General features: G+C 54.6%; 13 protein-coding genes and 1 pseudogene. 3 read left to right on the top strand and 11 right to left on the bottom strand.

Annotated elements, in window-relative coordinates:
* Together ACTH3S_RS14175 and ACTH3S_RS14170 are read left to right on the top strand one after the other, a co-directional pair.
* Positions 1-1,781, top strand: a 1,781-nt coding sequence (locus tag ACTH3S_RS14175; RefSeq protein WP_441809657.1) for a DEAD/DEAH box helicase, incomplete at its 5' end; no start/stop codon positions are given.
* 100 nt (positions 1,782-1,881) lie between these two features.
* Positions 1,882-3,132, top strand: coding sequence for an FAD-dependent oxidoreductase (locus ACTH3S_RS14170; RefSeq protein ID WP_441809656.1), 1,251 nt, complete (start codon positions 1,882-1,884; stop codon positions 3,130-3,132).
* A gap of 149 nt (positions 3,133-3,281) precedes the next feature.
* On the opposite strand, the gene ACTH3S_RS14165 is transcribed toward ACTH3S_RS14170, so the two are convergent.
* From ACTH3S_RS14165 to coxB, 4 genes are read right to left on the bottom strand one after another with little or no spacing between them, the layout of a single operon-like run.
* The gene (locus tag ACTH3S_RS14165; RefSeq protein ID WP_441809655.1) at positions 3,282-4,091 is read right to left on the bottom strand and encodes a cytochrome c oxidase assembly protein; all 810 of its coding nucleotides are present in this window, start codon (positions 4,089-4,091) and stop codon (positions 3,282-3,284) included.
* Positions 4,082-4,438, bottom strand: coding sequence for a hypothetical protein (locus tag ACTH3S_RS14160; protein WP_441809654.1), 357 nt, complete (start codon positions 4,436-4,438; stop codon positions 4,082-4,084). Before ACTH3S_RS14160 ends, ACTH3S_RS14165 begins: the two co-directional genes overlap by 10 nt.
* Positions 4,438-6,951 (bottom strand): cytochrome c oxidase subunit I, encoded by a 2,514-nt coding sequence (gene ctaD / locus ACTH3S_RS14155; protein WP_441809653.1) that lies wholly within the window; start codon positions 6,949-6,951, stop codon positions 4,438-4,440. The genes ACTH3S_RS14160 and ctaD overlap by 1 nt, the downstream gene beginning before the upstream one ends.
* Complete coding sequence (gene coxB / locus ACTH3S_RS14150; RefSeq protein WP_441809652.1) at positions 6,944-7,750, bottom strand: cytochrome c oxidase subunit II; 807 nt, start codon at positions 7,748-7,750, stop codon at positions 6,944-6,946. Before coxB ends, ctaD begins: the two co-directional genes overlap by 8 nt.
* On the opposite strand from coxB, the gene ACTH3S_RS14145 reads away from it, so the two are divergent.
* The gene (locus ACTH3S_RS14145; protein ID WP_441809666.1) at positions 7,691-8,179 is read left to right on the top strand and encodes a DUF2231 domain-containing protein; all 489 of its coding nucleotides are present in this window, start codon (positions 7,691-7,693) and stop codon (positions 8,177-8,179) included. The genes coxB and ACTH3S_RS14145 overlap by 60 nt on opposite strands.
* Before the next feature lie 29 nt (positions 8,180-8,208).
* Here the strand turns inward: ACTH3S_RS14145 and ACTH3S_RS14140 are convergent, their stop codons facing one another.
* The 7 genes and pseudogenes from ACTH3S_RS14140 to ACTH3S_RS14110 form a co-directional block, all read right to left on the bottom strand.
* Positions 8,209-8,655: a CopD family protein gene (locus ACTH3S_RS14140; protein WP_441809651.1), complete on the bottom strand. Its 447-nt coding sequence runs from the start codon at positions 8,653-8,655 to the stop codon at positions 8,209-8,211.
* A gap of 117 nt (positions 8,656-8,772) precedes the next feature.
* Positions 8,773-9,801, bottom strand: a complete 1,029-nt coding sequence (locus tag ACTH3S_RS14135; RefSeq protein WP_441809650.1) for a DUF6635 family protein — start codon at positions 9,799-9,801, stop codon at positions 8,773-8,775.
* Positions 9,802-9,886: 85 nt separating this feature from the next.
* Entirely contained in the window at positions 9,887-10,657 is a 771-nt protein-coding gene (locus ACTH3S_RS14130) for a TRAP transporter large permease subunit (protein WP_441809665.1), read from the bottom strand.
* Positions 10,543-11,160, bottom strand: coding sequence for a TRAP transporter large permease subunit (locus ACTH3S_RS14125; RefSeq protein ID WP_441809649.1), 618 nt, complete (start codon positions 11,158-11,160; stop codon positions 10,543-10,545). The genes ACTH3S_RS14130 and ACTH3S_RS14125 overlap by 115 nt, the downstream gene beginning before the upstream one ends.
* 8 nt (positions 11,161-11,168) lie before the next feature.
* Positions 11,169-11,834 (bottom strand): TRAP transporter substrate-binding protein DctP, encoded by a 666-nt coding sequence (gene dctP / locus ACTH3S_RS14120; protein ID WP_441809664.1) that lies wholly within the window; start codon positions 11,832-11,834, stop codon positions 11,169-11,171.
* Positions 11,835-12,015: 181 nt separating this feature from the next.
* On the bottom strand, positions 12,016-12,507 hold the full coding sequence (locus ACTH3S_RS14115) for an MOSC domain-containing protein (protein ID WP_441809648.1): 492 nt from the start codon (positions 12,505-12,507) through the stop codon (positions 12,016-12,018).
* 480 nt (positions 12,508-12,987) lie between these two features.
* A pseudogene (locus ACTH3S_RS14110) lies at positions 12,988-13,241 on the bottom strand (IS1380 family transposase); the annotation flags it as partial.

The raw sequence follows: 13,241 nt of genomic DNA, 5'->3' as shown, positions 1-13,241 counted from the left end.
GGCCTTATCAACAGGAAGCCGTTGATGCGACGTTGAAGCACTTTCGCAAATCTGATGATTCTGCGGTTATTGTGCTGCCGACCGGTGCAGGTAAAAGTCTGGTTATTGCCGAGTTGGCCCGCCTTGCCCGGCGTAAAATTTTGGTGCTCACCCACGTAAAAGAGCTTGTGGAGCAGAACCATGCCAAATACCAGAGCTATGGGTTAACCGCCGGCATTTTCTCCGCCGGGTTGAAGCGTAAGGAAAACCGATATCAGGTCACCTTCGCCAGCGTGCAGTCTGTATCGGCCAATCTGGATCAGTTCAGCGATGAATACTCATTGCTCATCATCGATGAGTGTCATCGGGTTAGTGGTGAGGATACCAGTCAGTATCAAAGGATCATCGAGCTGCTACGGCAACAGAACGACTCCCTTAAAGTACTCGGGCTAACCGCCACACCCTATCGCTTGGCCATGGGCTGGATCTATCGCTATCACTACCGAGGCTTTGTTCGCGGTTCCAGTGAAGAGCTGGATAAGCCCTTTGCGCATTGCATTTATGAACTGCCGTTGAGCTATATGATTAACCGGGGGTATCTCACCAAGCCTGAGTTGGTTAACGCGGCGGTGGCGCAATACGATTTCTCTGTGCTGTCTCAGAACCGCTTTGGCGAATACGCTGAAAAAGATGTGAACCAACTGCTGAGCAAACATCAGCGTGTGACCCGCGCCATTAGTGAGCAGGTAATGGAGTTTGCCGTTAAGCGCAAGGCGGTGATGATCTTTGCGGCAACGGTGGATCATGCGCGGGAGATCACTGGTTATCTGCCAGAACACCAAACAGCCCTGATTACTGGCGCTACAGATCAGAATGAACGAGATGTGCTGATTCAGCGTTTTAAGCAACAGCAGTTAAAGTATCTGGTGAATGTGTCCGTACTCACCACGGGTTTTGACGCGCCCCATGTGGACTTTATCGCCATTCTTCGTCCTACCCAGTCGGTCAGCCTGTATCAGCAGATTGTGGGTCGCGGCCTTCGTCTGGACGAAGGTAAGCAGACGTGTCTGGTAATTGATTATGCGGGCAACAGGGTCAACCTGTATCACCCGGAAGTGGGAGAGAAGAAGCCGAATCCGGATAGTGAGCCGGTGCAGGTATTCTGCCCGGACTGTGGTTTTGCCAATATCTTCTGGGGCACAGCAGACAGTGAGGGCCATGTTGTCGAGCACTACGGACGCCGTTGTCAGGGGCTGCTGGAGCCTGCTGAAGAGGTCAGGCCGGCAGCGCAGAACGGTCGCCCTGAACAGTGTAATTACCGTTTTCGCTTCAAGGAGTGCCCACACTGCGGTGGCGAGAATGATATTGCGGCCCGTAACTGTCAGCAGTGTAAAAAAGCCATTATCGACCCGGATGATCAGTTAAGAGATGCCCTGAAACTCAAAGATGCCATGGTCATTCGTTGCGCCGGAATCACCTTAAGCGTCACTGGCCACAAGAACGAGAACAAAAACGAAAGCAAACTGAGAATCATCTATCACAGTGAAGATGGGGAAGAACTCAGCGAGTCTTTTGATTTCAGCAAGCCAGCACAGCGTCACGTCTTTAACAAACTGTTTGGCCGGCGTTTAGCGAATAGCCAGGTCCCGCAAGCGTTCCGCACAGTTGAAGCGGTGCTGGAGAATCAAGCCTTGTTACCCGCACCGGATTTTGTCATTGCCCGCAAACACAAGTACTACTGGCAGGTGCAGGAACGGATCTTTGATTATCAGGGTAGCTATCGTAAGGCGTTTGAAGCGTAAAGCCTGCAAAGCGTTAAGGCTGCCAGTTCGCCCTGTTCCTTGAGTCGAATAACCACCATAATCGGCTCATGTATATCTGGCAGAAAAAGGATCGGCCCGGATGACCTACTCCATTGCAGTCATTGGAAGTGGCATGGCGGGGCTGGCGGCAGCCTATCGGGCGCGTCTCGCCGGCCACGATGTCACCGTATTCGAAGCCTGTAAGAGCCGTGGTATGGATGCCCACTCCCTTGAAGTAGACGGCGGCCTGGTGGATGTGCCTTTGCGCGTGATGAGTGCTGATACCTGGCCCAGTGTGCTCCAGCTTGCCAAAGAGGTGGGGGTTGGCACCTTCGAAATAGGCCTCGACGCCTCCTGCAGCTGGACTAGTCGTCACACCTGGTTTCGCAGCGGGGAAGTGCCAGTTCTGGGATGGCCCTTCGTTGGCTCCCTGCGTTACCTAAACGGCCGCGCACTACGCATGGGTTGGGGTGTCTGGCAACTTAAACGCCTTACGCGCCGGCTTGAACGTGAGAACAACGAAGCGACTCTGGGAGAAATCCTCGAACAACACGATTTCGACCCGTTGTTCTGGCGTGGTCTAGTGCTGCCGATGCTTGTCACCATTTGTACCTGCGAGGAAAAACACCTGCTTAACTGGCCGGCGGCACAGCTGCTCTTGCTGCTTGACAGCACTCTCCATGGCTCAGGTATCTGCCGCCTCCAGGGCGGTACGTCAGCGCTGGTCGATGGCTTGTCGAAAGACCTGCATATACATTCCGGCAGCCCTGTGGCGCAGGTCGAAGAAGATGAAGAGGGGGTGGAGGTCTATAACCAACGCGGCGAGGGTGGTGTATTTGATCGTGTGATTGTCGCTACTCAGGCCAATCAGCTGAGCTTTCTGGATAACACGCAGTTTGGTGACGAGCGGAAAATGTTGGCAAACATAGGGTTCGATTCTGGTGAGCTCTGGGTCCATCAGGATCCGCGCTTCATGCCCGCGAAGAAACAAGACTGGACCGGGCTGAATTTCCAGATGGACGAAGCACTGGAAAAACCCATGTTCACCGTCTGGGTCAACAAGGTGGAGCCTACGCTTGATGGTAGCTCGCCTGTTTTCCAGACATGGAATCCGCTGTTTGAACCGAACCCGAACACTGTGCTCGCCCGGGTGCCGTTAGATCGCGCCGTCGTCCACTCCGGCACCTCCCGGGTTCACAAGGCGCTGGCCCAATGGCACCGCCAGCCCGATCGTAAAGTGTTCTTCTGCGGCTCCTGGGCCTACGAAGGTGTGCCGCTGCTGGAATCCGCAGTGCGCTCAGCCAGCGCTGTAGTGGATGCGATCAATCAGAGCCGTCCCTCAGGCGACTAAGGAGCAACTGAGCCTGTTGCTGAGCGGGCTCAGTCCTTCATCTGATAATAATCCCTCAGTTCGTGGGCAGGCTTAGTTCTTGAACAGATGCGGCCGGATTACCAAAGCAGATCTGAACCCAGAGCGCTGATCGACTGCTGGCGGCCTGTTCATATCCGGCGTTGCAATTGCTGATACATCCGCCAGCCTACCCAGCCGGAGCCAAGCAAATACGGTATAGCGCCCAGAACCCACATAATCAAACCTGCCAACTGTTGATCTTGTAGGCTGCGCCCGGCTCCATATAAAGGGTTTTGAGCGAAGGTGAGTATGGCCCCCAGAAAGCCGGTATGTATCAGCGTAAAGAGCAGGGCAAACAATGCCCAGCCAACGGTGCGCTGAGGACTTTTCAGCACGGACCACCAGAATAGGCCTGCGGTGATCAGGAAACATCCGTGTTCAACGAGGTGCCACCAAGGGTTATCTAGGGCCAGGACGTAAAACTGGGGAATGTGCCAGAACCAGATCATGGCACCGTGGAGGTAAGCCAGATAAACCGGATGCTGAACCAGATTAAGCATGGGCCTCCACAGGCGTGCCAGCAATCGCCCGCTCCCTGCAGAAAGTTGCGGTAGGGGAGTGGTTAGTACCCAAAATGGCGCAATGACCACCATAAACACCATGTGCTGAACCATGTGGGCCGTGGCGCTGCTTTCTGCCCAGTGGTCAAGGGGCCCCCAGAGAGCCAGAAAACTGATAAACATGGTGCTATGAAAGCCTAGGGCTTGCGACCAGCGCGGCCTTGCCCGCCGTGCGCCCACCAGATAGACCAGCCAGACCAAACAGAAAATGACCAAGCCGATCATGGCGGTCAGCTGCTCGGCACCTTCACTGGTTATCGGACTATGGCCAAAGGCCGGTGCACTCAGGCCAAACAAAGCGACACCGAGCCAAGGCTCACAGCGCAAGCTCAAATGCATGGTGGCAAGATAACGCCAGGCATCGCCAGCATCAGGGATGCAAATGCGGACACCAGATAAACAGCGGCGGACGTTTTGCTGATAAACGCCTTGATGGGCTCGACTTCTGAGACATGCGACAGTGAAGGAGCCTTCCAACAACCATGGGCACACGCTAATAAATAACCCGATACGGTGAGCCCGGCTATCAAAGAAGTTGCATTGATCCAGGTCCAGACACCAGCCTCGGCATCCGGTGGTGCAAAGGCACAACCAACCGACAACCCACCATAGAGCAGCACAAACCACAGCGCCCAGATAACCAGCCCCAACACCAGGTTTACCGGATGAAACGGGGAGGGACTCATCATGCCTCCCATGCCATCGGCAACAGCAAAAACAGTGCAAAACTGAGCCAGAAAACGCCCAGGGTATAGATCCAGAACGGCTGAATCACGACGGGTTCGTAAGGCAGCCTGGCGCCAACATATCCCAGTTTCACCCGCAACGCTTGGAGTACTGTAAAGATCAACGCAAGTCCGCTGTGCAGCAGCAGGTAATACAGCGCCACCGCCAACACTGCATCATGGGCCAACTCCGTCGGTTGTAATGACGATGTTTGCAGCACCCAGGCCAGCAAGCACCAATGGGTGAATCCGATGGCCGAAGCAACCCACAGACGCAGGCCAAGGCTGCCTGCATTGCGCTTGCGCAGTTGGGAGACAGCACCATGGTAGATCATTACCGCAAGGGTTAGCAGTATCCCGCTTGCTATCAGAGGAATCAGTGCCAATGGGCCTGTTTCGGGCGTTGACCATTGTGGCGCAGCCGTCCAGAGATAGAACCAGCCAAACAACAGCGAAACATAGAGGGTTCCATTGGCCATCAGGCTGACCACCATGCCCCATAGCCCCGGGCCATCACAGGTACGGGAGTGCAGTGGTGGGTCCACAGGATCGTTGGCGCCTACTGGCGCGGCTCTGGGGTGGGCGCCGTTCTCCCAGCTCCAACGCAGCACCAATACAAGCGCTACCGCAGCGGCTGTCAGAGCTATCAGGTAGGCTTTGATCAGCAAGCTGACGCATACCACCGCCAGGACTGTGGCAGTCATCAGGGGTAGCCAGGAGTTGGTGGGCAGGTGAACCACTTCTCTGACTTTACCGGTGACAGCATCTGATCCATATATATCCCGCCTCAGGCTCTGGACTTCCGCCAGACCATGTTCGCCTGCGGCGATGCTTTCTACGAGCTCGGGGTTCTCCCACATCGGATGCCGGGTGGTAATATCGGGCATACTCGAAAAATTATAGGCATTCACCGGCATTGGGATGGCCCATTCCAGAGTATCTGCGCCCCAGGGATTCTGCTCAGCTCGGCGACCAAAACGGAAATGCAATACGATGTCGACAATGATCACTGCGACACCGATCGCCATTATGAATCCACCGATGGAGGAAATGAGGTTGAGCCAATCCCAGCCTAGCCCCGCTTCATAGGTGTAGACTCGCCGGGGCATGCCCAGCAGCCCGGTAAGATGCATCAGCAGGAAGGTGGTATTGAATCCACCGAAAAACAGCCAGAACCCCCAGCGGCCCATTTTGTCCGAGGGCATACGGCCGGAAACATGGGGCAACCAATAGTAAAAACCGGCGATCAGCGGAAAGAGCATGCCACCGACCAGCACGTAGTGCAGGTGAGCGACCACAAAGTGTGTGTCGTGAACCTGCCAGTTGAAGGGCACCAGCGCCAGCATCACGCCCGTCAGTCCGCCGCAAACGAAGACCACCAGAAACCCGACGATCCAGAGCATTGGCAGGTGAAACACCACTTTGCCCTGCCAGAGTGTTGCCAGCCATGCAAAAATCTGGATACCTGTGGGAACCGCTACCAACATGCTGGCTATAGAGAAGAAAGCCTGGGCCAGCTGCGGGATGCCCACCGTAAACATGTGGTGTACCCACAGCCCAAAGCTGATAAACCCCATGGTAATAATGCCCAGCACCACCCAGCGATAACCCACCAGCGGATGCCGTGCGAACACCGGAATTAGGGTAGATACAATCCCTGCTGCAGGCAGGAAGATGATGTAGACCTCCGGGTGACCAAACATCCAGAACAGGTGCTGCCATAGCAGAGGGTCACCACCGCCAGAGGTTTCAAAGAAGACGAACCCGGCTGCACGCTCGAGTTCAAGCAGCACACTGCCGAGGATCAGAGGTGGAAAGCCAAATACGATCATCAGCGCCATGGCGAGGATGTACCAGCAGAAGATTGGCATTTTGTTGAGGGCCATGCCGTTGGCACGAGTTCGCAAAATGGACACGACCAGCTCCACGCCGGCTGAAATCGCGGATATTTCCACAAAGGTGATGCCCAATAACCAGAAGTCCGAGCCCGGGCCAGGCGAATAGGTGTTGCTGCTCAGAGGCGTGTACATAAACCAGCCGGCGTCCGGCGCTACCTCAAGCACCAGGCTGGAGAGAATAATCACACCACCAAACAGGTAACAGTAGTAGCCCAGGGCGCTCAAGCGAGGGAATACAAGGTCCCGGGTGCCGATCATCTTTGGCACCAGATACATCGCTACCCCTTCGAGCACCGGGATCGCAAACAGGAACATCATCACCGTGCCGTGCATGGTGAAAATCTGGTTGTAGAGGCTGGCCTCAATGATCTCCTGCTCGGGCATCGCGAGTTGTGTGCGAATTAACATCGCTAACACGCCACCGATCAGAAAAAATATCATCCCGGTGGCCATGAACCTGAACCCTATGGAGGTATGGTTCACCGCTGCCAGAGCGCCCCATCCGGGTAAATTGCCCCACACATGTTCCAGTTGCGCTTCCCGTTTGCAGTTTGCCTCTTCTGACAGGTTAGTCATTAACGGTCTCCTCGCGGAGCCATGCCTGGTAATCTTCCGGGCTGTATGCGGTTACCGTAAATTTCATATGAGCATGATGGGTGCCGCAGAATTCGGCACACTGGCCACGATAGGTGCCGGGTTCATCTGCTTGCAGGCGCAGTACATTCGTGCGGCCAGGTAGCATATCCAGTTTGCCTCCCAGGCGGGGAACCCAGAACGAATGAATAACATCAGCACTGGTAAGGTGAAGGTCAAGGGGGACGCCGGCTGGAACGTGCAGTTCGTCCTTCAGCTGAATACCTGAGTCCGGATATTGCACTTCCCACCACCATTGGTGTGCCGTGACGTTGATCCGGAGCGCTTTCCCTTCTGCAGGTGGCAGAGGTAGCATTTGATGGCCGGCGGGGACACCAAACGCCAGAATCACTGCCATACTGGTGATCGGCAGTACCAGGCCACCCCAGAGAATCCACCGGTTCTGGACCTGCCTGGCTCGAGCTTTCGACACGGGCTCCGGGGCACGCCTGATGGCGTATAGCCAGAGCCCGACCACGACCACAAGAACGAATGTGAACCAGCCAAACATTCCCCACCACAACCATGCTGCCGAGAGAGCGTTAGGGCCGGCGGGAGAAAGCGTGGAGAACTCGCCCTGACATCCGGCCAACAATCCACCTGTGCCAATAACGCTAAAGGCTGCTACTCTTTTTATTCCCGATGGTGGATAGCCCCTGCTTCGTACTCGCACGCTCAAAGGATAATTATGGCCAGGGAACAGATCGTCAGTCGTATGTCTATTTTGGGTCACCCGATCCATCCTATGCTGATTCACTTCCCAGTGGCCGCTTTGCTGCTGCTCATTGCCACAGATATTGGCTATGCATTGACAGGTGATTTCTTCTGGGCCCGAGCCGGCGTTTGGCTTGCGGGAATAGGTGTGGCCGGGGGCTGGGTGTCCGGCGCGGTGGGATTTTTGGATCTTGTTATTGTAGAACAGATACGCCGGCTGATTACCGGTTGGTGCCATGCACTGTTGGCCGTGATGCTGCTTTCCCTTGCAACCCTTAACTGGTTCATCAGGGTGGGGGAGCCGGAGCTGCTGATTCTTCCTTGGGGGCTGTACCTGTCGTTGTTGACAGGGTTCCTGATCACTGTCACCAGTTTGCTCGGCGGTGAGCTGGTATACGATCACGCGGTCGGTGTTTCCCCTGAAAAAATGGCGGAACGTCGGCATAGCCCTTGGTGAGGTGATAAGTCTGCCTTGCTCACCGAACATCATGGAACACTCACGAAAACGGGCTTGGCGAGCACCACCCAAAGCACAGCCGCAATCAGCATGCAGGTCATCACCGCCGAAGCAAAGCACCACCGTCGCACCGGCATACTGCTACCGGTCTCCGCACGCAGAATCAATAAGCCCAGCAATGTGTGGTTGATAATCAGTAACACCACCAGAGTCAACTTAACGATCAGCCAGATGCCAATATTGTGGTGAACAACAAACACCAGCGTACCTGCAATGATGGACAGCAGAGCAATTGGTGTGGCGAAGTGAGTAAAAAGTAATCGGGGGAGCTTTTCACGTACGGCAAGACTGCCTTCTGTATCTGCAGTTGAAGATGAGCCTGTATACACCGTTCCAGCCAGCAGCGCCGGTAGGTACACAAGCAGGGCAGCCCAGAACAACAATGCCACAATGTGAAGAACCAGAAGCCAGTTCACGCTGAAGACACGCTCCCTGTTGCGATGGCTTTTATTTTAATATGCTCAAAACTTTAGCATCGGGCCTGCCAGCTCGCACGGATTTCGCATTAAAATTAGGTAAAGACTTCCGGCCAACTAAAGCAAACCCGATTTGATCATGTCGAAGGTGTCCAGAATCCGCGCCACAAACTGGTCTTTCGGGCGAAAGCTGCTTTGGGTGCTGAGGGCAACGTCTCGCTGCAGGTGGTCCAGTAACTTGTGCAGGCGCCGGCGATGCAAGCCGACCGCCGCCTGAACAGGGTCGAATATAATGCCGGAAAAGGCCGCAAACGCCGCCAGTGAGGCCATAACCGCGACCATAACGCTGGCCGTCGTCGCCAGCGAAGGCTCCGGTGGAAATAAACTGTAGTACCAGCTGCCGATGGTTTCACCAAAGATGAAGTCCTGGGCGGCCAGGGTCTTTGCTAGCATGGATGCGAGCACCACTCCCAGCCCAATACCACCTGGGGTAAACTTCTGGAATGCGAACGCGCCTAACACCGTGCATGAAATACTGTTGGTGATATCGGCAGACGCCGTTCGGGTTATCCGGTACTGACTGAGAGCGTCTGCGATCAGTGGTTCAATCAGCGTGCTGAACTGCTGGTGATCCACCGGTTTGTAGGTGTGGCGCTCATAGACCGCCTCCAGCGCCTCAATCAGATATGCCTCCAGACTTGAGCTCTCAAGCAGTGAGCCCTCCTGGCCATTGTTCAACAGGTCCACCAGGATCAGGTGCGAGATGTGCTGTTGTACCCGGGTGGTAAAACCGGCGGGTATACGATTTGCCAAACCGTGCAACCACATCAGGCCGGTTCGCTTGGGAGTCAGAACTTTTACCAGGCATGCCAGGGCGTACACCGGCGCCCAAAGTAGATTGATCGGTGCCCGCAACATGTCCCATCCCAGCGCCATCCGGTTGGTCCCTATGGCGCCGGGATAATGGAAATGACGGTCAATAAACGCCGGTATCCGCGCCCGGCAGTCGTCAAAGTAGTTTTCGATGCCTGAGCGAATTGCCTGCTCTATCTCAACTTCGGAGACGTTTTGTTCGGGCGATGTGGCAAGAGGCGTAGTGATAAGCGTATCTGCAGGCAAGTGAGTGTCTGGCGCATTAAACCTCAATTGAGCAAACCGGGCCACCTGTTCGGCGGAATCAACGAGAGCAGCGCACAGGAGGCCCGGTTTTACACAGCTAGTTGCTTTTGTTTTAGGTGAATTGATACAAACGATCAGGATTGTCGACGAGGATAGCCTGACGACCAGAAGATTCAGGCACCAATCTCAAAAACTCATCAACAAGAACGGCGTCCTTAGGCATGGAACCTGGAAGCTTAACGTGTGGCCAGTCTGTACCAAGCCAGAGCGTCACGGTTGGCACATAGGCAATCAAGCCAACCACCCCGAGAAGTATCAATAGGAACGGCCAGATGTGGCGAGCTATTGCTTCCACCCGCATTCCGCTGATACTGGAGGCCACGAAAATGGAATAGCCAACTGGAGGCGTTACCATTCCAACGGCAAAGTTAATAACTACCATGGCACCTAGTTGTATAGGGTCGAGACCAATCTGTTGACCTAGGCCAATCAGTACAGTGCTGAGAATCACCATGGCTGAGATGTTATCCATCACTGCGCCCAGAACGAGCAACATGATGTTGATGATCAGCAGGAGAAGAAACGGATTCGTGGTCAGAGCTAGCAAGTTTTCCGTGAGTCTTTTGGGAATCTGTTCGCTGGCCATAACCCACGCGAACCCATAGGCTACAGCAATAATGAACATTATTACCGCGGTTGTGCGCATGGACTTGATCAGGATGGCGGGGAGTTCCCTGAAGTGCAGGTCGCGGTAAAAAAATAGGCCTATTACGGCACTATAGAATGCGCCTGCAGTCGCAGTCTCTGTGGGTGTAAAGATGCCGCTGTAGATGCCCCCAAGGATGACCACGGGCGCCAATAGTGCCCAGGAACCATCGCGCAGAGCAAACAGAATGTCTGCTTTAGTTGCACGGTTTTCCTTGGGTATCCCATGCGCCTTGCATACAGAACACTGACGACACAAAAGCCAGCCGCTGCGTAACCCCGCTTATACCCTTTGGCCGCGAGCTCATCGATCATAATCGAGCCGACTGCCGCGGTAGTCGCTGGCGCAGAACCGGAAATTGCCCCAAAGAACGTCCCGGCCACAACAGTAGACATTGAGAGTCCACCGGTCAGGTGACCAAAAAATACCGATGCCACTCGTACAAGACGACGAGAAAGCCCGCCTGCACTCATTAATTCGCCGGCAAGAATGAATCCGGGGATAGCCAGAAGACTGGAGACTGAGCCACCTGCCAGAAAGCGTTGGGCCATGATCATGGGGTTGCTGTCTGCCATCCAAACGCCAACGGCTGTGAGGAGGCCCAAGGTAATCGCAATGGGCACTCCGAGAATCAGCATAATAAAGAGGCCAACAATCATAACTGTGCCAATGTCACCCATTGTTCACCTCAGGCATGTCCCTGATACACGAGGGACGCAACAAAAGAACCAACGAGTGAAAAACAATTAGTCCGCCGCAAACGGGGATTGCAGCAGTTTGCAGCCACACGCGGAAGCGCGTCCAGTAAAAGCGCGACCCGGACATGGCCAAAGTCGCGGACAAGAGCGCTTGAAAACAGGAAGATGGTCCAAATAAAGGCGAGGATAGCGACCTCGTCACTCCAGGCCATTGGCGTTGGGTTTGCGCCAATCGCACGGAAACTGTCGATAAACAAGTCACTGGGTTGGACGCGCAGTTTGATACCCTTGAAGTCGTTGGGCTTTGCCACTGGCCGTACATTATTGATGGTATGGCGGAAACCGGCCTCGGCAAAACCCAGTCCCTTTATGCCTTGGACTTCAAGCCGCTTAAGTAATTCCTGACCCACTTCGCCATCCAGAACTTCATGGGCTTGCGCGCTGTTAGCGTAGAGGAACGGGAGGTCATTGAGCTGAAACGCGGTCTCCAGTTGACCTACCTGGGTGCCGGTAATTACATCCGCACCCATAGTGCCAAACTGTAACCCCTCAAGCATCGCGGTATCATTTCCGAGCTGGTGGTTAGGGAAGGACGAAACGTCGAACTCGCCGGGCGCTGCTTTTTCGAGTTCTTCCGCAAAGTAGTGCGCGGCGATCGCGTAGGGGGCAACTTCGCTATCGGATGTAATTCATCCGAGCTTGATTTCGGTAGCTGCGAAAGCACTACTTGCTAATCAAATAAGAGATTAAAAGTATAGTTCTGATTGTCCGGAGCGCAAAGTTGCAAAAAGAAGCTCAAGCAGCAAGCCGTTGCTGAAGAGGGTGATTGTTCCAGCTTCATGAGCAAGCCTGCACGTTGTCGCCGAGAGCCAGTTCACCCCCTTCTACCACTCGTGCCGTAATACCACCGTGCCCGCGCGTGGCGTTGTACCCACCCGGCCCAAGAGTGGTCTCCATCTTGCTGCAGGGGTGGCAAAGGCCCGTGTATTCCAGTACCACGCCCCCAATCCTGAACGTTTTGCCTTTCAAGGCCAGGAGGTTGAGGCCCGATACCACGATGTTGCGCCGGAAAACGTCGGGGCTAATGGCCTCCCGATGCAAGCAGGCAGCTATGACATACAAGTGCTCCTTCTGAATCAACGTAACCTGCCGTTTGCTGGTTTCGCGGCCCTTGAATCGATCGCCTTCCAGGCCTGTGCCCCGTGAGATCATCACGTTATTGAGCGCTTTCATGGCTTCACCGCGGGCTGGGCGGATACCGATCCATTCCACGCTGCCGGATTGGGGGAGGGTGTCGAACAAGGTTTGAAGTGGGGTTGGTTCGGACATAAATGATCATTTTGATGAAGGTGATTGTTGGAGTGTCACCTGCCAAGGCAATTCGGGCTAGCAGTTGTTGACGCTTTTTTAACGTTCATTGTTAAAATGCGTTAATGTTTTTCCGCGCTTTATCCCTCCCGGATGTGCCGCTAAGCAGTGCTTGGTTCCGTGTATTTGTTTTCGGCTTTATTTCGTAACGGTATATGATTATGTCGTTATAAGCGTCATTAATTTTTATGGTTTTAATAATATCCTGAATCAGTGACTCCGCTCGAATATAGCACTCTGAGCCTTGGTTGGCTCACGCCTAACTCATTTTTGAAGCCAGTCCGGTTGTGTTGAGAACACGGCGGTCATTTTACCGATTGCAACGCCTGCAAACCGGCCTTGTTTCGATCAAATATTGATCAAATTGTAATTCTCAGGCACGGGCAATCTGCCCAATAAGATGATCGGGTTGAGACCAAGCAACGAAGTGATCCGGGTGGTCTACCCGGGAGACGCAAGGCCTCGGTAGAGGTCACGATAAACCGCAAAACCCGGGCAGTGGCGGCCAAAGCGCAGGAACCGTTGCCTGCTACTGTGGATCAGGCGACAGGCCATGTACATCAGCTCCTGCATCACAGTTCTCAGGCGGCGGCGCTTGGCCGGGTGGCGCACAGGCGCATCCGGGGCAGTGAGCCTCAGCCCCATCCAGCGCAGTAGGTTGTAGCCCAGCGTTGCAAATGCCATCACCAAGTTGT

It is taken from the genome of Marinobacter sp., from assembly GCF_052094685.1.
Classification (GTDB): domain Bacteria; phylum Pseudomonadota; class Gammaproteobacteria; order Pseudomonadales; family Oleiphilaceae; genus Marinobacter.
Note: the sequence above shows the minus strand (reverse complement) of the source record. Positions and strands in the feature narration are given on the sequence as shown.